The organism is Ruminococcus flavefaciens (assembly GCF_900143025.1).
Classification (GTDB): domain Bacteria; phylum Bacillota; class Clostridia; order Oscillospirales; family Ruminococcaceae; genus Ruminococcus; species Ruminococcus flavefaciens_I.
The window spans coordinates 83,987-106,259 of the sequence record NZ_FRCT01000007.1 but is presented as its reverse complement, the minus strand read 5'-3'; the positions used below and the strand labels follow the sequence as shown (position 1 = coordinate 106,259).

Here is a 22,273-nt window from a genome sequence, read left to right as displayed (position 1 = left end):
TTATCATCAGAACTTTAATGCTGAACGGATTATCTGGAAACGAGCGATGAGGAAGTCAATAACGGAAGTGTTGTTATTGAACATTCCGCCGCCACCGCCGCCGAAGCCGCCGAATCCGCCGCCGCCAAAGCCGCCGCCGCCGAAGCCGCCGCCGCCGAAGCCGCCGCCGCCGAAGCCGCCGCCACCGAAGCCGCCGAAGCCGCCTTCAAATGCCCAGCTTTCTTCTGTGGTTACTGTATCGGTGTCTGGCTCATCGGAGTTGAACTGGAAGCCCCAGTTGCCCTGCTGCTGGTTCCACTGGTTGTTGCCCTGCTGCTGGTTCCACTGGTTGTTGTCCTGCTGCTGGTTCCACTGGTTGTTGCCCTGCTGCTGGTTCCACTGATTGTTGCCCTGCTGCTGGTTCCACTGGTTGTTACCCTGCTGCTGGTTCCACTGATTATTGCCCTGCTGTGTATTTGTATTTACCTGAATACCATTAGCGCTCTTAGTTGTATTTGCGTTGAACTGGTCAACAGTAAATGCTGAAAGGGGATCAGCCTGAACGTGAGGACGGATCATGTCAGCATATTTTGAAACATATGCTTCAGGATCACTGTAGTAGTTAAGGATATCCTTTACATAGCCCACATACATATCGTAGTATTCAGGAACCTGGAGAAGCTTAGCAAAAGGTCTGTTATCAACAGTTGCCTGATAGAGGCTTGTTGTGATATCAGAGTTTACGGAGTCTGTACCGCCCATGAAGTTACCTAAGCAGAGGTTGTAGTCCCAACCTACGAAATAGTGTTTGCCGCCTGTATAGATAAGGTAGTAGTTATGTGCAAGTGAACCGTTGTAGCTGTCGTAGTTACACATTACAGCATTTACAGCAAAGCCCTTGAGGAAGCTTGGAACGTCCATTATATCCTCGATGAACTTATAGTTTGAAGAATTTAACTTGTTTATAGCAGATTTGAGTTCTTCAAGGTGAGCGAGCTGTTCGTCCTTGCCGAATTTAAGGTCAAGGTTGTTAACAGGCATTTTCTCGGTAAATGTGCTGTAGCTGTCTCCGCCGCCGAAGCCGCCGAAACCGCCGCCGCCTGCCTGATTGCTTCTCTCAGTAGCCTTATAGAGGTTTGTATCATCGTCAATAGCATAACGCTCTGCAAGTGTAGTACCCGGCTGTTCAGCGATCATATAGAAGCTGTAAAGCTTTCCGTTGAGGTACATATCTGAATAGCCTGCAAGAGGAGCAACGCCGTCTATCTCATACATAGCGTTGTAGCAGATGATATCTCTCATACATGAAGGGTCTGAGTAGAAGTTGTTAACGCAGAACTCTGTAAGACCGTGATAGTTATTGAGCTTCTCGTATTTATCCAGCTTGAAGCGGAAGCTGTACTTGCCGTTCTGAACCATCATTCTTGAGCTGTTGCCCTTTGTTCTGATACCAACGTTCTTGATCTCTTCGCCGTCGATAATAACATCACAAGGAGCCCATTCTTCCTGCTGAGCAACCTTCATAAAGTTGTTCCAGTCATTTTCTGACATCTTAACTTCTACTTTATGAACTGAAGTCTGATCGAAGAGCTGACCATAGAGCTGCTCGTCATTTTCCATATCATTGTTTACGTCCTTGAATGAAGCAGGCTTTCCTGCCTTGAAGGTATTTCCTGAGCTGTGCTTCTGCTTTATACCGCCTGCGAATACCTTATAGCTGGTACCATCTGCAAGGTCTGGAGAAGAAACGAGAGCGAACCTATACTTCTTTACAGTATTTGTTTCGATAATGATCTTATTTGAAGAATCTGTAACAGCTATAGGATTGTTCTTTGACCATTCCTTTGCGAAGTCAAGGAGCATAGCTGACTGAGCAGTAGAAGTAAGGTTCTCTATCTGGCAGTCTGTAGCAGTAGCAACGATAGTACCGCCTGTAAGGTTTATAGCACCAGTGCTTGTAAGGCTCTTATCGCCGCAGGCACTGATATCACCGCCTGAGATATTGATATCTGTTTCAGCCTGGATAGCGTCCTTGCCGCTCTTTATAACTACTGTACCGCCCTCGATATCAACATTGCCCTTTGAGGACTTGAGACCGTCGCCTTCAGCGTTGATGTTGAGAGCGCCGCCCTTTACGACCAGTGAGGTCTTGCCCTTTACAGCATCGTTTCCGTCGTTCATGTTGAGAGCGTCGATATTGAGTGTACCGCCTGTGATCTTGATATCGTTGTTACATACGATAGCAGGCTGAACATTAGCTGTTATAGTGAGAACGCCTGTACCTGCATCGCCGCCCTTGATAGTGAGATCGTCCTTAGCCTCGATTACAGCACTTTCAAGGAAATCGCCTGCGTAAGCAGTTTCGGTATCGGAAATGGTATTCTCTGTACCGTCGGCAATAGTGATAGAGGTCTTGTCTGCATTCTTTATAAGAATAGCAGGAGCGCTCTTGCCTGTGATCTTTGCACCGCTGAGAACAAGCTTTACGGTATCGGGGTCAGCCTTGTCATCCGGAACTTCAACGTAGATCTGACCATCGTTGAGAGTACCGTCGATAGTGAATGTACCCGAATGTGATATAGTTACCTTTGAGCCGTTTGCTGTAGCGTATTTGCCGTCAACAGTAATAGAGTTTCCGTTAAGGTGGATCTTTGTATTTACGTCCTCCTTAGGAACGGTAACAACAGTTTCTGTTGTGGTAGTTACAGCAGTTGTAGTAACTACAGCGGTAGTCTGACCGCCCATGTCCTTATAGGACTCGGGAAGTGCTGTGATAGCGTTGAGCAGATAACGCTGTATTGAAAGAGCATCGCTTGAAGTAAGACCAGAGCCTCTTTCAAATACATCGGCTCTGTCAGCGCCTTCCTGAGTGAGATGACCTTCGGAGCTGCCTGTTACTCCGTACTTACTTGGATTTGCAAGGGACTGCATTACAAGTACAGCGTCGGACATATCGACAGTTCCGTCACCGTTTGCGTCACCGTAAACAATATCTGCTGCTGAAGCCGCGGTTACAGCTACAGCTGCTGAGCTAAGTATACAAGCAGACATTAAGCCTGCAAGCATGGTTTTCTTTTTCATCAGTACCATCCTCCTAAATATCTTTTTTGAGAGATATTGTTAATAGATGATTACATAATAATGAATATATCTTAAAATAGTCTTAAATCAACCTTAAAAAACAGCATTTTTGCCGTAAAACGAACAAAATAATTTTGTTTTGACTTATTTTGTGTATATCAATTAATAAAACTTTTATAGAATATATGTATACTTATGATATATTTCACTTAAATTATATTACTTTAATCTCATAACGTTATAATATTATCAAAAATAAAGCCCCGTAAAAACGGGGCTGAGATCAATGTCTGTTCGTGATCTTTTTTATTGTTGTAAGCATTGGTCGGAAATTAAGTACTGTTATGAAAGCGGTAAATGCTGCCTCATAAAATATGCAGCCCTTGAAGCTGAATATAACAGGTATGCACATAAGCAGAAGTATAGCTGTATTAAGTACAGTCCTTGGCATTGAGAAGCTGAAAGGAACATAGCGTCTTGCATCTATCATTCTTATACAGTAGCACAGCAGATAGCTCAGGAAGGTAGCAAATGCTGCGCCCTGAATTCCCCATATAGGGATAAGTATGAGATTGAGGACGATATTAACTACAACGACAGCTATTATTGTATAGAAAGCATTTTTAGTGTGCTTTGTAGCCGTATATATACCCGAAAGGAAAAGATTCAGACAGGTAAAAGCGGAAGCCGCGATGAGAAGGGGAGTGAACAGAAATGCGATCTTGTATTCGGGGAAGGTGCTGTAGTTTATGAGTATAGCTGATACAGGCTTTATAAAGAGTATCAGCCCAGCCGAGCCAATGAAAAGGATAGCTTCGTAAGCCGAATACACCTTTGAATAGAATTCATTGCGGTCTGCCGAATCGTTTTCGGTTATTGCCGACATATTCCATGCCTGGAAGAAGATAGTGGAAAGCATTGTAACGATATTGGGTATCTTGGTGGCAGCGGAATAAATACCTGCCGCTCCCTCGCCGAGAAAGACCTTGTCACTGTGCATATTTCCGATGAATATCTGATCTGAAAAGCCGGTGAATGTCCACATTACGGTCGTTGGTATAAGTGGGATAGTAAACTTGAGCATACTTTTTCCGAGGCTTTTGCTGAAGCTGTGAATATCTGCGTATTTGTGCAGCTTTGCGGTTATAAGCAGGAATATAGTCGAGCACAGATCCGAAAGGATTATAGATATTACAAAACCTCGTACACCCATTCCGAGCTTTGATATAAACAATATATTGAATATGAAAAGGGCTATGGTTACGAATATACCTTCGATAGCAAACAGAGTGACCTGTCCTCGCGCTCTTACGAACTGAGAACACAGAGTTCTGAGCGCTGATGCAAAGACGAGCAGATACAGCAGAACGGCGTATCCCGTTATCGGCTTCAGTATAGGTATCATATGCAGCAGCGGGACAACAGGCAGCATTATGACGAGTCCGCCGAACATTATTATTCCTGCCGTGGTAAAGACTTGTTTTTTATCGTAGTCATTATCAAGACCATATCGGACTATGGCTTCTGTAAGTGAGAACGTGAACACAGGCAGAAGAAATACTACAAGTATCTCAAGAAGTGATTTCGTATACAAGTCAGACGGGCTTATGTGTTTGGTGTAAAGATTATTGAGCAGCAGCGAGAAGATTTTTGCGCCAAAACTGCCCACAGCGAAGATCACCGTGTTGACGGCAAGCTTTTTATATTTGTTCATTGTCGATTCCTCCGAAAATCAATACTACCATTTTACCACTCTTTTCAAAGGAAAGCAATGCATTTTATGCCGAAACATAATAAAAAAGCATTCCAAATTATGTTTGGAATGCTGTAGTTTATTGTTAAAGAAGCAAATCTGAGTACTCTGTCATCACTTTTTTTGCCATTTCGCATGCCGATGGAGACATGGACTGGATTATAAAGAGGAATTTTTCGCCGTCCTCTACAGTGGTCCATATTATCCTTACATCTCTTAGGATAAACTCTCCGTCCTGATTTCTGATATGGAACGGTTCCTGCAGGATAGGATTTTCAGTTATTTCGATATGCTTTTTTACGAAGTCGAAGTCCGTGAATTTTATAAATCTTTCTCGCTCGTCTTCAAGGACCTCGTTCTGGGCAAAAAGCAGTCTTGCCTTATCGAGCGGCATTGTGATATACTCGCTGTTAATGCCGATTTTTGAGTAGAGTCTTGTTATAATACGGTTTTTGGCATGATCTATTACGGTTATATGGTCATAAGTATCAATGAGGACATGGCTGTACTTTTCAAACAGCTGCTCACGGTTGGCATTTCGTGTAGGGTCAAATGACTTTATACTTGCGGCAAGCATATATTTATTTTCGGTCTTGGCAATGCATTTGGTTGAATATGTGAAATAAACATTGTTGGCATAGTGATCCTTTTTTATGAGCTTGCCTGTTTTCAGCGATTGCTCTATCTGCTCGGACATATTCTGAAAATATACCTTTGGCATATTGGCTATTGCAGCCTCGATCTCGCCGGTATTGTTGTAACCAACTTTCTTCACTTCTTCAAGATAAGCCCTGTTTGCGTACTGGAATTTGACCTTGTTGCCGCACACCTCTACAAGAGCGAGAGAAGTAGGGCTTTCGCGCAGAACGGAGGTATCGTCGATAGGGAAGTCGTCTGAGGAGATGACGTTGAACGGATCGGGACTGAGGAAATTCACCTGTCCTATAGTGTCCCAGTATTCGCTTTCGTTACGGTTCTCGACGGATATGTCGGCTTTTGCGAGATATTCTATATACATTTCGCTGCTCATAGGCTTTGAGTAGTAATAACCCTGGAGCATTTCGCAGCCGATAGTGCGCAGAAAAGTTATCTGCTCCTTTGTCTCGACACCCTCTGCAAGAGTGTGTATGCCTATGGCTTTAGCCATATTGACAACGGAGGAGAGTATCTTTTTCGAGCGCATACCGATATCGCTGAGGAAACGCATATCTATCTTCAATACGTCGAAGCTGTAGTCTTTAAGCACATTCAGCGAGGAATAGCCGCTTCCGAAGTCGTCCATGAATATAGCGAAGCCTGCCTCGTGGAAGCTGTCGAAAATCCTGCGGAAATAAGCCGTATTATCCAGCATTACGCTTTCTGTTATCTCGATGTGGATAGCGGTAGGAGGAACGTTGTACTTTTTTAAGATATCGGAGATAGCCGTCAGCATATCCATTTCGTTGAAGTCCAGACGGGAGAGGTTTATTGAGAACGGGTGCAGGGGCAGACCTTTCTCGCGCATCTCATTATAAGTATAGCAGATATTTTCGAGGATCATCAGATCAAGCTTATGGATAAGCCTTCTTTTTTCGAGGACGCTTATGAAAAGGTAAGGGGAGAGGAGTCCCATTTGCGGATCCTGCCAGCGAGCAAGAGCCTCGACACTGCATATCTGTTCTGTAAGTGTACGTATAACGGGCTGGTAATAAGCGCGGATATAGCCTTTTTCCAGAGCATCATCGAAATTATCGATAATATATTGTTCATCAATATGCTGCATAACAACTCTCCTTTATAAGATAGTGTAAAAGCAATTTAGCAGAAAAAGCTGAAACAGGCTTTCGTTACGCTTGTGCGCGTACATAGTGAAAGTGCTCTGACAGCTATAATTATGTTATATCAGCTCATAGCTTTTTTATATTATAACATATATGGACAAGTAAATCAATGAAAAATGCAAAATTTATTGAAAAAATAGAAATATTAGATTTTTGTGTGTAGAAAAAATGATTTTACTGCTGAATAAAAGTCATTTTTGCAAAATATCACAAAAATGCTGTTTACAACAGTTTAACTCAAAAAAATAATATACCAGAAGTATTGAAAACAAGGCTTGAATTATACTCATAAAAGCTCCTGATTGTGCAAAATAACAAAAATAAAATGAAAATAAGAAAAATTTAGGAAAGTTATTGACAAAAGCAATTGCGTGGTGTATAATATGATTGTAAACAAAAAGTATAAAGCAAACGCACTAAAGGATATGAGGCAGCCGAGCCGTTAACTCGGCAAATATATTTATGAAAGGAAAATGACCTATGATGAAAAAGAATAATACAAAAAAGAACAGAACAGCGAGAAAGTTGTTACCGGCTGCTGGAATGTTAGCAGTTTCGGCTTCAATGCTGGCAACCTCCACCTACGCGTGGTTCACAATGAATAAGGAAGTTCAGGTTAATGGTCTTGCAATGCGCACAAAGGTTAGCAGCAACTTGTTGATTTCTTCAAATAATGAGGAAGGTACATATAAGGCAGATACGCTGGTTGAAGGACGTAAGGCACTTTTGGAGCCTGTATCATCTAATTCGGCAAATACTGGTGATTTCTTCTATACGCTGGATGCTGCTGAAGATGGTAGCAAAGCTCATGGATTGACAGGTACAGGAGCTGTAACTTACGATGCCTATAATGAAACCGCAACTGGTAATGCTACTGCGGCGGCTGCTGGAAAGTATAAGCATGATGCAGCTTTCAATACCGCATATGGTATCGATCCTGCGGCTACTGATTTTGGCACTGCATATGGATACATTGATTATGTTTTCTACCTCAAGGCAACTGGTACAGCAGATGATCAGGAAATACGAATGACGAAATGTGATCTTGATATGGCTGCTAATTACAGTGCAGAGACACTCTCTTACGGAGCTTTAGGAACAGGCGATAATGCGTGGAGAGTAGCATTGTTCGCAACCCAGTTAACAGAGGATCAGGCTGGTAAGGGTAATTCTGGAGAAAATGGCGCAGCGGTTGGGCAGATTGATCCTGCTGCATCCGGAAAAAGCGCAAAGTGCATTCTAAAGACTGCGAGTGCAGCGTATTTTAATGGCACTGCTGCGGATACTGCTTCTACCAAAGCGGCTGTAACAACAGGCTCTGGTTTGATTGATACGATCGATTCTGGTGAAACCAAGTATTATAAGGTTCTTGTACGTGTATGGCTTGAAGGTGAAGACACAAGCTGTAATTCCAAGACTTACGCTGCTTTGCAGGATGGTCAGTGGAAACTTGATCTCGACTTCTGGCTTGCTGAAAGCGGTGCTGAATCTGTTACAGTTGGTAATGAGACAATAAATGTTAAGGCTGCTACTACAATTACCGGTAACACTTGGAATGCTACCAAGACACCAACTCAGACTGCGGATACTGATCCAATTGAAGTTGTAACAGCAGCTCCTTCAGGCGGCTAATAACTAATCACTTAAATTGCTAATAACTGAATAAGAGCTGCCTCCCTAAGCTCTTAGAAAAAGTTCAGAGCATTAAGCTAACATAAAAAAGCTTTCATGATCATTCCTCCATAAATGGGATTTATAGCCTCCCCGATAGCTTCTTCCGTTAGGCAGCAGTCTGACGGGTGTTAATAAAGAAAGTTTCATCATAGGCTCATAAATACCTCTATAACGTAACGACCCCCTCTGAGCACGGAGGGGGTCGTTATTTGTACTAAAAGTAATAAAACGTGCCTGTTATACATTTTTGTATGCACATTTATTACAAATAGTAAACGCTATTATTATATATTCTGCACATTGAAAAGGATATATAAAAATGATATAATAAAGTAGAGCTATTGTGCTTTAATGCCATAGCTATGCCCTTTTGCAATCATAACACACACGGAGGTGAAGCAGATGAACGATAATAATTTAAAATATAATATCGGTGAGCTTGCTCATGCATCTGCTTCGTACCCGCCTCCGCCTTCCGATAAGCAGAAGGAATCAGAGCAAAATCGCAGAAAATCTTTAGTAAAGCTTATAATTATCGGTATCATGCTGCTGATCGTCATTATCGTAAGCGCACTTTCCTGGTTCACCATGAACACTCAGGTGGAAAGTTCTGGGATGAATATTAAAACTGCGACATTGCCGTTTGATATTGCAACGAAGGGCGCAAGCATCAGAAATACCGATATTATGAGTACATCAGATGGTAAGTACATCTTGAATACAAGAAATGGTATTTATAGTGAAGGAAAATTGGGGACTTTTGAAAACCAAGCTGGAACAAGCGGAACATATTACACAGGTGATAGTATTCTGCTGAGATATGATACGGGTGCTTCTGAAATCGGTCCCGATGACAGCGGAGAATTAAGCCTATATGTGATCCCCAAGTCAGATGATGCTATGAAGGTGAAAGTTTCTCTTAATGTAGTTGCTTTCGCTGAAATAGAGAAAAAGGACGCTCAAGGAAAAACGGTTACAAAAGTGGTAGATGGCAAGACAGTTCCCGACACCGTTCTTGTTGAAATTACAGATGAAGCGGCAATAAGAACAGCGGCAGCGAATGCAGGGAATACAGAAGTTGCTGATTCAGCTTCCGATTATGTTTCGGCTGCAAATTATCTGAAAGGTCATATCATGTTCTTTGGCGGACGGGGTGATACAACAAATGAGACCGAAAGCCTGAGATATTCTTATGTGACCCCGTACACCACAAGAACGATCAGCAAATCTATTACTGCCAATAATGAGGGGAAAGCTATACAAGTGCCGATCTATTGGATGTGGACGAATACGCTTGGTCAGATAGCGTTTAAGAAAAACAATTCATTAAGAAACGGTATGCCGGTCGTAGCTGATATGACAGATGCACAGATAGCTGCGATTCCAAATGATCCTGTAACCGATAAAGAAAAAGTAATTCAATATTTGAAGGATAATAAGAATTCGGTATTGAAGGATTGGAATGATATTCTTACAGGCGATGAATTACTTCAAACGCTTAATACGAATCCTAACCCTAAAACCATATCGGAAGTTGTTGACGGTTTGATCGACAATATTGATAACACCAACAATTTCAACAGACTAAGTGAGTGCTATAATGCAGCAGACTTTTTGATCGGCACTAAGGTTGCATACTTCATGATTGAAGTGACGGTTGAAGCCGATACATAAACGAAGAAAGGAGGGTAGCTCATATGAAAAAAATAATAAAGAAATTCAAGGAGCTGCCTCTCTCGAAGAAAATCCAGCTATCAGCAGCGGTATTCATGACAATGGTTTTTATAACGGCAATACCCGTTTATGCTTGGTTCACGAACCAGAAGAAAGCAGCAGAGATGTTTAAGGTCATGTATCCAAATGCCTTGTATATCAATGCAGCTCATAGAGAGGACAGGATCAATTTCGAGCTTGATGGAATTGATGTGGATAATACTTATGCCGAAAGACCCGATGGAACGCTGCTGACGGACGGCGATGGAAAGCCGATCAAAAAGACTAAGAAATACTATATTTTCTCTGTTTCGGGTTCAAATGCAAATGGGTACATACTTCAAATGGCACATACAAACAATAACTTATTCAACTATAAAATATATGATGCAACCCAGTATGACTATTTAACCGGTGCTGATGCCCCCGACGATACACCTACTGATAAAATAGTTCCCAGCGGAACGGATACGGAGAGGATAATACCATATACGTTACACGCCGACAGCCATAATGAGAATACAATTCAAGTTGTTGGTGACGAGTATGTTGATGGCGAGACTTCGACCAAGTATTATGTTCGTGCTGAAAATACTGTTTCAAGCGGTGAATACAAAAACGTATCAGGAAATAAATCGTACCCAGCGAATACAGGTAATAAGTATTATACCAAAACATACGGAAGCAACACAAATGTAGATACTTACTCTGTTCCTTCTTACTGGCAGGCAAGAGTAACTCTACAGAATACAGAGATAGATGGCAATAAACAATTCTGCAAATATTATATTCTTGAAGTAAGCTGGGGTTCTGAACAGGATACACAGGAAGATAAGGAAACAGATATGATCTATTTCTCTGTTGAGCGTACAAACGGCTGATTATAAATACTAAATAAAAAGAAAGGAGCGGCTGCTTATGTATAAGAATATTAAGAGCTTTATCAAGAAGCAGTGGCTTCTTATATGGATAACTGTTGTTACGGTATTATTAACTGCAATGAGCGTTTCGGCAGAGTATGGGCTTACAACAAATATGATGAATCGAGTTGTAAGATCAATTTCATCGCAGGGTATGATGTTTTCATCGAATTATCTTGTGGAAAACGGAAGTCAAACATATATAGCAAAATATGTTTCCAAAACAAATCCTTTTGAGATAGATGTTTACCTATGGAATTACAGTATGGACAATATTTCAAAATGGTATCCGGAGGACATTGACTACACATTCAAAGCCGAACTTGTTGACAGCAAAGGCAATACGTTGACTTTAGAAGAAAGTGATACACGTTCAGTCATATTGTTAGATAGTGTCGGCAATGAAATCGTGACGCTTAGAAGAACAACAACGGAATACACCAGCGGTGTTCAGACTTTAACATATGATGAAGCGCAATCTGATGAAAACCGGTTCACTATCAGATATCCAAGTGATTGGGATCTTAATGACATAGACTTTTGTGTGCGGATAACCGTTTCTCCGTACAGAGGAGATAATAGCAATAAATATAAAGACCTGAAAGATATATCTGCTGTTCTCGGTCTGAAAGAATCTTTAAGCTCCGGATCAAGAGGCTGGAGAGGATATATAAGTGAAGAAGAAAGCTCAAAGTCCATATCTGACTGCGACGCATATAATGTTGTTGTCACCGGTTCCGGTAAGGCTACGATAACCTTAACATGGGATACAAGATACCTTGACTTCAACGAGTATTTTTACAACAGCAGTAAGAGCATTTATGATTTTGGAAGCGGAGAAGTAGGTTACTCAGTCAATGCTTCTGAAAACACAGCAACAATAACGATCAATGCAGATACAGGCAGTTCTGTAACTTCAAACAGAAACAGATACGATATACAGCTCTATAAAACCGGAACGGCTGAACCCGCTTCGTGGGAAGTGCTGAATCAGTGGCTTACAATGAATGTTTCGACTGAATAACGACAGCTGTTATACATTCTGCTGTCAAGCCTTTAGGGAGTATGATGCAAATGAAAAAAATAGCATATAATTTTTTACACAGCAGAGCATCAAAAAGAATAATTAGCGGTATAACTGCTATCGTTATGATGTTTGGTGTTTTGCCTGTTAATGAGATAAACGAGGAATTTAAGGGCTTGCGTTCGCAGTATTTATCAGCATCGGCTGAATCCGAAACAACCGAGGACGATGATCCTATCTATACCCATGTTCCCGCTGACAGCAACAAAATCTCCGTTAAGATAGAGGATCTCGTTAGTTATTCGGAGGCGTGCGCTAAGTACCACAAGTATCATAAAGATGATGAACTTACTATTTTAGGTTCTCAGGGCGATACGCTGTATTTCCAAGCCGGGTTTAAGGGGCTCGGAACATCGACTTATCCCTTCGGCGGCTCGGTAACAATTGAAAATAATGCAAATGTTACTATCAATTTAGACGCTCCGTTATTTAATTATGTTTACGATGATGTAGCATTAAACGGCAGCAATTATATCAATATTTCAAGAGAATATGATGGCGGACGTTCCGATATTGCCCATAACACCCCTATACTTGCACAGAATGTATTGCATAGAAACGGAGGAGCAAGCTGGAAGGCAAACGTATCAAAGCCGAGTGATGATCAGGACGGTTTAAGCTATAATCTTTCTGTTTTTGGCGGAATGATCGGCACAATGGAAGATAATGCTTCACTTTCTGTGGACATCACTATGAATACATCCGGTGGAGATACTGAGCCTGCAGTAATTGACGGCTATGATTCACTCGGTTTCGCTTGTGGAACTATGAAGTCCGGTGCTAATCTAACGTTTACAATGTCCTCAGACAGAAAAATTGCTGATATTAACACAACAAGCGGCAATGTTGGCGGACTCGTCGGAACGGTTGAAACAGGTGCAATATTTACATATAATGGAATTAATAACCAAAATGCAACTAAGCTCATAAAAACCGAAAGCGGATATGCTGGCGGCATAGTAGGCAGTAACTCAGGAACTGTAACTCTTAACCTGCCGAGCGGTACAACTTCGTATACTGTCGATCAGTATATCGAGGGAACTTCGGGTGCAGGCGGCGTTTATGGCTATTACTCTCCATCTGAGGATATGATCTCGGCTACGGTGCATAATGATGAGACCGGTCAAGACGAAACTTTAGATAACAGCTTTAATACAGGGAATTATAATATTGACTGTCAGGTAAACGGAAATGGTTATGCCGGCGGTCTTTTCGGCGTGCTTGATACCGTTTATGATGTGACGATCAATGGCGGAGAAACGGTTACTGTCAACCATAATTCAGGAGATTGCACAGCATATGGCGGACTTATTGGACAGTACAAGGCTGATGCATTGAGCAGATCGTTAACAATAGGCACTGTGACTGCAAATCCGTCTAAGGGTGGAAATGCCGCTTATTACGGCGGTGGTATAGGACAGATAGAATCCACGACACCTTCTTGTGTGAAGTTTAACGGCTTTACAGTGAACAAGGCATATAATGCAGGCGGTTTGACCTTTGGCGGTCTCGTAGCTTCGGCTGATAACGCCTTTGTTGATGCAGCCAATGTTACTGTCGCTGTTGACGGCACATTTAAGGGCGGAGCTATGATCGGTCATACCGAAAGCGGTATTCTCCGCATGAGTGGTTCTACGGATATATCAGGTGCAAAATCAGCTGAGCCTATTATAAATGATACCACTGATGAATCCATATATGTCGGGCAGCTCGTAGGATACCGAAATAATGCTCTTGTATTTGCAGCAGATGATAACTGGAGCCTTGTCAGATATGACGGAGATGTCAGCGTAGATGATATTGGTGCATGGGGAGAAGTACTCAGATATTCTTCGGTTCTGACTGTTGATGAAACTGCCCATACCGTGAAAGTCAATTCTCCTTCAAGCTCCTATACCTCTATCGGAAGCACATCTGATTTTGTTATCAGTGCGTTGGATTTTCAGTTTGATGAAACTGATTTGCTATCGTTTACAACTACGCATACTGATATAAGCAGTTCGGCGATTACGATCTCATCAGCTATTGATCTTTCCGGTACAGGAATCACCGGACTTACAAGAGATAATGATATCGGTTCGGAAGGTGCGAAATGCACATACTCAGGAAAAATCTCAGGAAGTAAGATCACACTTGCCATCGGCGAGCCTTATGGCAGCGAGATAACGAGCCATGACAAGGAAGGCAGAGGAAAGATCTATCGCCATTCCTATAACGGGCTTGTGGGTATTGCGAACAATGTCGAGTATAGCGGTGTTCAATTTGACGGAAGTGTTGATGTTTCAGCACAGAAAGCCATTTTTGTCGGTACTGCTGCTGCACAGGCAAAGGGAACGTTTACTGCCTCAAGCGTTAAAACACTGACCGCTCTTAAAATGTCTATTGACGGCAGTAGTGTCGTATATGCCGGAAGAATGATCGGATGCTGTACAACGGGTATTGCAGGGATCACTGTTTCTGAAAGTGAGTTTGACGGCAAGCTGACCGGAAGCAACAACGCTGACACTACCTGTTTTGGCGGTGTTATCGGAAGGATCACTCATGCATCAAATACTGATTTAGATTGGAGCTTCAGCACCGTATCACTCAAGGGTGAGGTAAGCAATACAGCGACAAAGGAACAGCGTATTGGCGGCTTGATCGCAGAAATAAATGGATTTAGCTCTAATGGCGACCTGAGAACGATTATTCTGGACGGCGTAACGATCAACGGTTTGAAAGTGAGCGGAAAAGTCAACGACAATTCTCAGGGCGGACTGCTTGGTTATTCCTGGCTCAATACAAATGTTGACGTTACCTCAGTTACTTTATCAAACAATCCGACTGTTTCGATGACAGGAACGGGATATACCGCAGGTCTTGTTTATCGTGCAACGGGGCATTGGGCAGTTGCCTCTCTTGATATGTCCGGTATCAATATTATCGCTCCGAACGCAGGTTCGATCGGCATGATCGTAAATAAAGGTATTTCAGCCGATGATGCAAAGCAATACACGAACGAATCAAGGTCTGCGATCTATCTTGAACTTCTTTCTGCTGACGCATATACTTTGTCGTGGGGTTCACAGAAGAGCTTGCCTTCTGAAAGAGCAGACTATGTTTTTGATGAGCTTTGTGCTTATAGTGCGGCAGGAGCTTCAAATATCATGAGAAATGGTAACGGTATCATTTCAGTTCCTACATCCGGCTTAAAAATGGATACAACCGCCGAAGACAGCCTGAGCTATGATGCACAGACCACAGAAGGTGAGACGGCGAATCCGAATACAAGATACTATTATAATCTCCATAATATTGATAAAGGAAAGACACTCTCGGCTGACGCTGAAAAGCTCATGGCTTGGGGTGTACGTCAGTATGCCTGCAAGAACCTGACAGGCTGCTTTGCGGATCCTTCTTTTTCAAATAATACGATTCCTAATGCAACATACTCTATGAAGGGATATAGTTGGTATCCTGTTACTGTAGATGACAATGTTACTATCAGCGGAACATTCAAACTTTTTAATAAGGAATTTGAGCTTTGTGAAGCTATGAGTTCCAATACGTGGTCATCGCTTTCTCAGGGAACAGCCGCAACACAGCATTATATGCTTCATAATGGTCTGTTCTATAATATGAAGGGCAAGAAAACGCTGACTGTAAACAATGTTACACTTCAGGGTAATGTAGGAAAAATAAGTGACGGTTCAGGCTCCGTTATCTGCGGTTTTCTTATCTGCGGTACTGCACAAGGCAGTTCTGCTACAAATAAGGCTTCCGTTTCTATCAACGGGTTGACTTTAGATGGTGCGTATATTCATGATATTTCTTCAAGTGATTATGCTCCGCTTATCATCAATAATATAGGAAGTCATACTAATCTGAATGTAAAGAACGTCAGCACAAATAATACATATAAGTCTATGACAGCGACTTCATATCCCGGTTTGCTTGTAGACAGTTATCCAAAGGCAGCGAGCAGTTTGATCGGTAATGTTGGCTTGGATACCTCTGCAACAGGTCTTAGTGTTGAGTTCTCTGCTATAAGGCTTGACGGAAGAACAAGCGCTGTAGATGATACCAATGGATTTAATACCGAGCTTGATAATGCTTATGGAACAGAACGTACTATCTTCACAGCAGCTACCTTGTTGAATAAATTCCAGTATGATTCCGGTTCTAACGGAAAATATGATTACAAACTGAACGAAGACTGGAACAGCGGACATCACTATATTGAGGACAGTGAGCATAATAAAACATATCTGGGCGTTACTTACGGTAAAGAAGTAGGCTATAAAGATACTGATACAAATACTGAATATCCGGGAAAAGAACGCATCTATATTGAGGGTAATAGGTATACTAACCCCATAGACGGCAATGACGCTACAGGTACTTATCTCGACTTTAACGGTTTTCTTCCTTATGTTGCTGTTTCGTACAATAAGTCTAACAAAACGCATCAGCTTAAAATCAATCACGGTGCTACAGTCCTTTCGGGCTGCGGAACTTACAATGATCCATATATTTTGGCTTCTGGTGACCTTGAAACCGTTGCGGCCATTATAAACGGTGGTACAACAGGTACGATCATTCTACCTATAAAGTCTTCAAGTGCGGAGTACAATGCTACTGGGCTTCTTGCCGCTGATTGGGACAGCTATGGTGATGCAGCGTACAAATGGGATAGTTCAACTTCAAAATTCAGACAGTTTACCACAACAAACGGAACGACTACGTATTCTGGTACAGGCTTTGATAAAGATACAGTCAGACAGTATCTTGCACACGCATATTATTCACTCAATGCTGATATTGAAATAGCAGATGGCTTTGTTGGCTTAGGCAGCATTCAAGATGATACAACTGGCAAGTATTATTTCCGTGGCGTTATAGCAGGTAATGGTTATACTATTACTAACAAATCAAGCGAGCCACTGATCAAATATAGCAATGGTTCTGTTGTCAAGAATGTAAATGTTATAGTGAATAAGGGCATAACAGCAAATGGAACAATTACGAGCGGAGCAATAGATAATCTTACTCAAAATTCTGCTGGGTCATTTCCTTCTGCAAAAGCCTATGGTGCAGTTATCGGTCAGGTTCTCGGCGGAGATAACATTATTGATACGGTTTCTGTGGCTTTTACAAATACTACGATTACAATAGACGGAAGCAAGGCACAACTTGTTCCGGTTGGCGGCTATGTTGGCGTAATTGAGCGTGGTGGTGTTTATTTCCGTGGAATGAGCAGCTTGAATGCTACCGATATTCAGGGATTAACAAGTGCTGTAAACAGCCATGTTGCTGAAAATGATAAGCAGTATTTGTATGTAAATCCTATCATCGGCAGAGTTATCAATGGTTTTGCTGTAACAGAAAGCAATGCATACAGACCTTATGAGACAGGCACTCGTAAGCTCACCGGCGGCGAGACAGAGCAGACTCTTACGAACGAGAACGGCGCCGTTACCATGAAAAACGGCAACAAGCACTATTCCATAACCGATATCAGCGCAAATGAAGAAAAACTTGGTAATACCAGCACAACTTTATCCGTTCCAAACGGGCAGGCTTTCTTTGTTATGTCGCTACTTGTGAACAGTGGTATGTCAAATAATTCGCTTGGTTATAATGCAAATAATTACCAGGTTTCTCGCTGGGCGGCATATAATAACATTGGTCCTGATGCTGTTAATACGACCGGCTCTGACTATAGTATTGCACATGCTGATCTGACACAGAGCAACACATCGAACAAACGTGTAGGTTGGTTGATGCATAACTATACCTCCGGCACTACTGATATCAGTGGTGCAAACAATACTACGATCACACTTACCCAAAACACACGATATGTTCTCCCCGACGGCTACAAAGGAATCGGAAATATCTTCCAGAATAACGATTATTATCGTATGAAGATATCTACCCTCACTGGAAACGGCGCAACGGTTGAGCAGGGAACGTATTATTATTATTATGATCGTGATTTTGATTATCACCCTGAAACTTCCGGCACTTTTACCGGATATCTCCCGAATGGTAATTATCAGGGTGGATTGGGTCTTATCAACTATACAACGCATGCGCTTTCAGTTACGAATCTCTATTTGACAGGAAGTGTCAAGACTGATCTGATAAACGACAAAGACGGGAAAACGATGACTAAAACCTGTAAAGAGATTTCCAATGATAGTAATCATAACGATTCAAATACTGCATACTACAATTATTTATGTGCAGGAATGCTTATCGGTACGATAAAAGGAAATCTAACTGCAAATAATACAATTCTTAATAATATTGATGTACTTGGAATAAGCCATAGCGGCGGAATGACGGGCTTTTTTACAAACAATGGTAATACTTTATACACGCTCAACTATACTGTAAGTGGGGACATTTCTGTATACAACTCGAAAGACATTAGAGTACATGGCAGAACCTGCGTTGGCGGACTTATCGGAAAGATCAATAAGGGCTACGCTAAAGTAGATATGAATAAGCATACATTTAACCTTACAAAAGTAGTATGCGATACGGAATCAAGGAATAGTGATTATTACTATGACTATGGTGTCGGCGGTTTTGTTGGTATGATGAGAGCGGGTCAAAATAGTGTGGATTCTGATTCTACTTTGAGTAGCAATCCTACAAATTATTTTAAGAATATCATTATTGGAACAGAGGATAAAACACAGACAGTAATGAGTAAAGGTGATGTCTTTACCGGCGGCGTAGTTGGTATCATGAACAAGTGTAAAGGTATCAGCATTGAGAATTGTGATTTCTATAATTTGTCTGTCACATCTGAATTAGCTGCCGGCGGACTGGTGGCATTTCCAACAACCTATACCCCTGCACGAGCAGTCAATGTTAATCTTTACAGTCCTCTTGGTTCAACAATCGAAAGCACAAATGATTATGCAGGAGGACTTATTGCAAGTTCTGATCCAAGAACTGGAGTTGGAGACGGAAGTCGAGAATTTACATTTGACCGCTGCTTGGTAGAAAACTATACAATCTCGGGTAAAAATGGTGCAGGTGGTGTTATAGGCTTCAGAGGTTCTTGCGAGCAGAAGCCATTAGTTCTAAAAAATATTGAGGTCAAGGACTGTAAAATAAAATCAGATAAAATAGCTGGCGGACTTGCGGGCGAGATCATCAATCCTCTTATCGGATACAATATTCTTCTGAATAACGTTACATTGTCTTCAATAACAAATGGTGCTACTACAGACAAATCCGGGCACATATGTGGCTATGTTGTTAAAAAAAGACCAAATATGTTAAACTATGGCAATATCAATCGAAATAACGAAACCAACACGCCATTCATAAAACTTGCCGGCTTTTCAAGACAAGGTACAGATGCAGACATGGAGAATGATATTGTCGGAAATTGCTATTTTGCAGATAATATATACGGTGACGGCGGTTATGTTATTTTTGCTGACTATGACGGTAAGGCACTTTCAAATAAAAATGATAAATTCTCGAATGTGACCACGAGCGGTACTAATGTTGAAAGCAGTGACAACTTCCGCCCCTATGTTTCTACATCACCGAAGTTCAACATATCTGCTTCTCAGTTTCTAACCGGTGACGGAGTAAGTTCGGCGTTCTATGATGCTTCAACATTTAAGCATATTATAGACGATATTACATCTGAAAAGAATAAAAGATACAGCTATGCTGCGGCACTTACGACTGAACAGAAAAAAACGGTAACAGACCACATCTCAAATTCCGCTAAAGAATATAATAACTATGCAGGTCTGCCGAACTTCCCATTGCTTGTTGTTGATGACACTGATTATATGGCTATCACGCCAATGATAGATGATTATCTGCATATGTTGACAAATACGACCTATGGCTACGAAACTGATCTTACAGGTGTATATGAGGTCGGTTTGCACAAGTGTATATGGAACGGTTCATCTTTCGAGGTGAACACCGACACAGCGAGCGGCTGCCTGAAAAAATACAATTCTGGCGGTAAAGACTATTTCAGGATGACAGCCGATGATGTTGATACTGGTGTAATCCCACAGTTTACACTTATGGACATCAAATTCATAGATCCGAATGACAGCTCCAAGGTGGCATATCATCTTTATGTACCGATCTATGTGAAAAAGCTGCTGCAATTTAACTTTACAGCTTCGTTTGCTTCCAATACTGACTACTTTACCTCAGCATACATATATTATGGCAATACCATGTTTGAGAATCTCGGAAACCCTGTAACGCTGAAATTTGAGTACCAGTATACAAGAACAGTAGACGAATGGAAAGCATCTATCAACAGCGGCGACAGCGTATTGACTAACTACTCCAAGAGCCTTATTCTTAACAATCAGACCGGAGCATGGCCTGCCAATACAAAAATGGTGCTTGTTGATGCATCGAACGGCGACAAGAGATACTATCTTGATACTCCGCCAAGTGGAGCATCTGTAGACCTCATCGACTTCACTTCTGATGCAGAGCGAACAGAGCATTATACACCTGTTCCGCTTAATGATCTGATGACTGTTACCATAGAAGGAGATGAGGGCGGAAAACTTTTGAAAACCGATTCTGAAGGAAGATCGGAAACGTTAACTATAGGTACAAAATCATATCCTGCAACTGTAAAGGGAGCAGATGGAAAATTCTATGCTTATGTCAGCGAAGACGTAATCCCGAGCGGAGCGGAAAGGTATTCAGTTACGAGTGTTACTTACCCTAAAGCCGAACGATATTACCTAAGTATTTTTACTCCCAAGAGTAACGACACCACGATATATCACTATGAAATATCCTCGAAGGAGAGCTTCCCGAAGCCGGATGGAGATGATACTTGGAGACCAAACAAAATACTGAACAAAAGTCAGGTCGTTCATCTGTTCATAGGTGATCTCTATGTCAACGATCTTACTCTTGAGGTAGAGCCGAGAAAGCACGGTATTCAGCTCATGGATAAGGATAATAACTTCCTTACTGTAACAATGACCGCAAACATCTCGCTTACACAAACTGCTAAGAGCGCTGGTATCGGCGGCAATATGGGCAACAATCTCAGTACCTCCAAGATTTATCAGACTTTCGTTCAAACCTATGATATGCTGGAAGATATTCAAAAAGATTCGGAAATTGGTATCGTTCCCGAAGCCGGATTGAGTATAGGCGACCGAGAAGGAGCATACTATATCAAGGCGGGCATCATCACAGACGATACTATAGAGAGCGATAGCTACAAAATCGATAACCCTGAATATCTCTATGATCCGAATAAAGATACGCAGATAGAACTTCGCAATAACGAAAACCTGATCGGCTATCTTGCAGATACAAGCAACGGCAATGCTGTTACACTTCGTGTCAAGTATGACCTTGCTTACTCTGCCAATGATCTAAGCTATCAGTTCCCTAAAAAGGGCGAAGGCGTTGATGACAATATCGGAACTAAAGTTATAGGTTATTCAAACATATCGTCATCGGTAGAAAGTGCTGCATATAGTGCTACTTCGGAACGCAAAGAAGATAACTATTCAAATGGAGAGGCGGCAGGAATACGGTACTATACCGCTGATGATACGAAGGCATCCTTGAATTATATGGTTGTCGAAACAAAAAGTGATCCAGCCGGACCGTATAGCTATCTTGGAAAGAATGCTGTAGAGCTGGGCAATACGTTATCGTTTGTAGATACAAATGCAGTGTATGATACCCGAAACCTGAAAAACTCTGATGAATACATCGAACTCACTATGGAGCTTTATGGTAAATGGGATAATTATACAAGCAGTGTTGCCATTACCGACTATCTCAAGAACATCAAAATAGACGGAATCGGTACTAATGTACTGTTCGACCAAACAAAGACTGATGCGGTGCAAACCAATACGGGTGTTAAGGTCGATACGACCGGAGGCAAGATCAGGCTTTGGGTGAAGAAAGATCAGCTAAGTACACAAGCTGATGGAATATATCTATTCCCGATCAGTTACGATGTTCTGACAGGAGATGAAGCATTTAACAATGGAGGCTTCAAGTATTCTAACTATAAAGTATCGCTTACGGCGGTAACTTGCAATACACTTGGCAGTACGACATATTCAAAATCTTCATATGCAACTGATCATTTGATCTACACTAATGCCAAAGTCGAGCCGAGCGTAATAAAATGAAACCTCATAACGATAAGACGAGATACAGAGCAAAATCTGTATCTCGTTTTTTTATATACGCGCCATAGCCTACTATATCCATA

General features: G+C 41.7%; 8 protein-coding genes. 5 read left to right on the top strand and 3 right to left on the bottom strand.

Annotated features, from left to right (window positions below):
* Nucleotides 1–6 precede the first annotated feature (6 nt).
* From BUB28_RS09220 to BUB28_RS09210, 3 genes are all read right to left on the bottom strand, one after another.
* Nucleotides 7–3,060: a carbohydrate-binding domain-containing protein gene (locus BUB28_RS09220; RefSeq protein WP_072950827.1), complete on the bottom strand. Its 3,054-nt coding sequence runs from the start codon at nt 3,058–3,060 to the stop codon at nt 7–9.
* Nucleotides 3,061–3,343: 283 nt separating this feature from the next.
* Nucleotides 3,344–4,774, bottom strand: coding sequence for a lipopolysaccharide biosynthesis protein (locus tag BUB28_RS09215; protein ID WP_072950825.1), 1,431 nt, complete (start codon nt 4,772–4,774; stop codon nt 3,344–3,346).
* 124 nt (nt 4,775–4,898) lie between these two features.
* Nucleotides 4,899–6,575, bottom strand: a complete 1,677-nt coding sequence (locus tag BUB28_RS09210; RefSeq protein ID WP_072950824.1) for an EAL domain-containing protein — start codon at nt 6,573–6,575, stop codon at nt 4,899–4,901.
* Between the two features lie 538 nt (nt 6,576–7,113).
* Here BUB28_RS09210 and BUB28_RS09205 point away from each other — a divergent pair.
* From BUB28_RS09205 to BUB28_RS09185, 5 genes are all read left to right on the top strand, one after another.
* Nucleotides 7,114–8,265 (top strand): hypothetical protein, encoded by a 1,152-nt coding sequence (locus tag BUB28_RS09205; RefSeq protein ID WP_072950823.1) that lies wholly within the window; start codon nt 7,114–7,116, stop codon nt 8,263–8,265.
* 444 nt (nt 8,266–8,709) lie between these two features.
* Nucleotides 8,710–9,981 (top strand): hypothetical protein, encoded by a 1,272-nt coding sequence (locus BUB28_RS09200; protein ID WP_072950821.1) that lies wholly within the window; start codon nt 8,710–8,712, stop codon nt 9,979–9,981.
* Between the two features lie 23 nt (nt 9,982–10,004).
* A complete protein-coding gene (locus BUB28_RS09195) occupies nt 10,005–10,901 on the top strand; it encodes a hypothetical protein (protein ID WP_072950819.1) in 897 nt (298 codons plus the stop codon).
* 37 nt (nt 10,902–10,938) lie between these two features.
* On the top strand, nt 10,939–11,964 hold the full coding sequence (locus BUB28_RS09190) for a hypothetical protein (RefSeq protein ID WP_072950818.1): 1,026 nt from the start codon (nt 10,939–10,941) through the stop codon (nt 11,962–11,964).
* A 50-nt stretch (nt 11,965–12,014) separates the two neighbouring features.
* Entirely contained in the window at nt 12,015–22,190 is a 10,176-nt protein-coding gene (locus BUB28_RS09185) for a hypothetical protein (protein WP_072950816.1), read from the top strand.
* Nucleotides 22,191–22,273 lie beyond the last annotated feature (83 nt).

Bases quoted from the DNA above. Each gene is read 5' to 3' on its own strand.
- BUB28_RS09220 (WP_072950827.1), bottom strand. From the start codon at position 3,060: ATGAAAAAGAAAACCATGCTTGCAGGCTTAATGTCTGCTTGTATACTT.
- BUB28_RS09210 (WP_072950824.1), bottom strand. From the start codon at position 6,575: ATGCAGCATATTGATGAACAATATATTATCGATAATTTCGATGATGCT.
- BUB28_RS09195 (WP_072950819.1), top strand. From the start codon at position 10,005: ATGAAAAAAATAATAAAGAAATTCAAGGAGCTGCCTCTCTCGAAGAAA.
- BUB28_RS09185 (WP_072950816.1), top strand. From the start codon at position 12,015: ATGAAAAAAATAGCATATAATTTTTTACACAGCAGAGCATCAAAAAGA.
- BUB28_RS09215 (WP_072950825.1), bottom strand. From the start codon at position 4,774: ATGAACAAATATAAAAAGCTTGCCGTCAACACGGTGATCTTCGCTGTG.
- BUB28_RS09190 (WP_072950818.1), top strand. From the start codon at position 10,939: ATGTATAAGAATATTAAGAGCTTTATCAAGAAGCAGTGGCTTCTTATA.
- BUB28_RS09205 (WP_072950823.1), top strand. From the start codon at position 7,114: ATGATGAAAAAGAATAATACAAAAAAGAACAGAACAGCGAGAAAGTTG.
- BUB28_RS09200 (WP_072950821.1), top strand. From the start codon at position 8,710: ATGAACGATAATAATTTAAAATATAATATCGGTGAGCTTGCTCATGCA.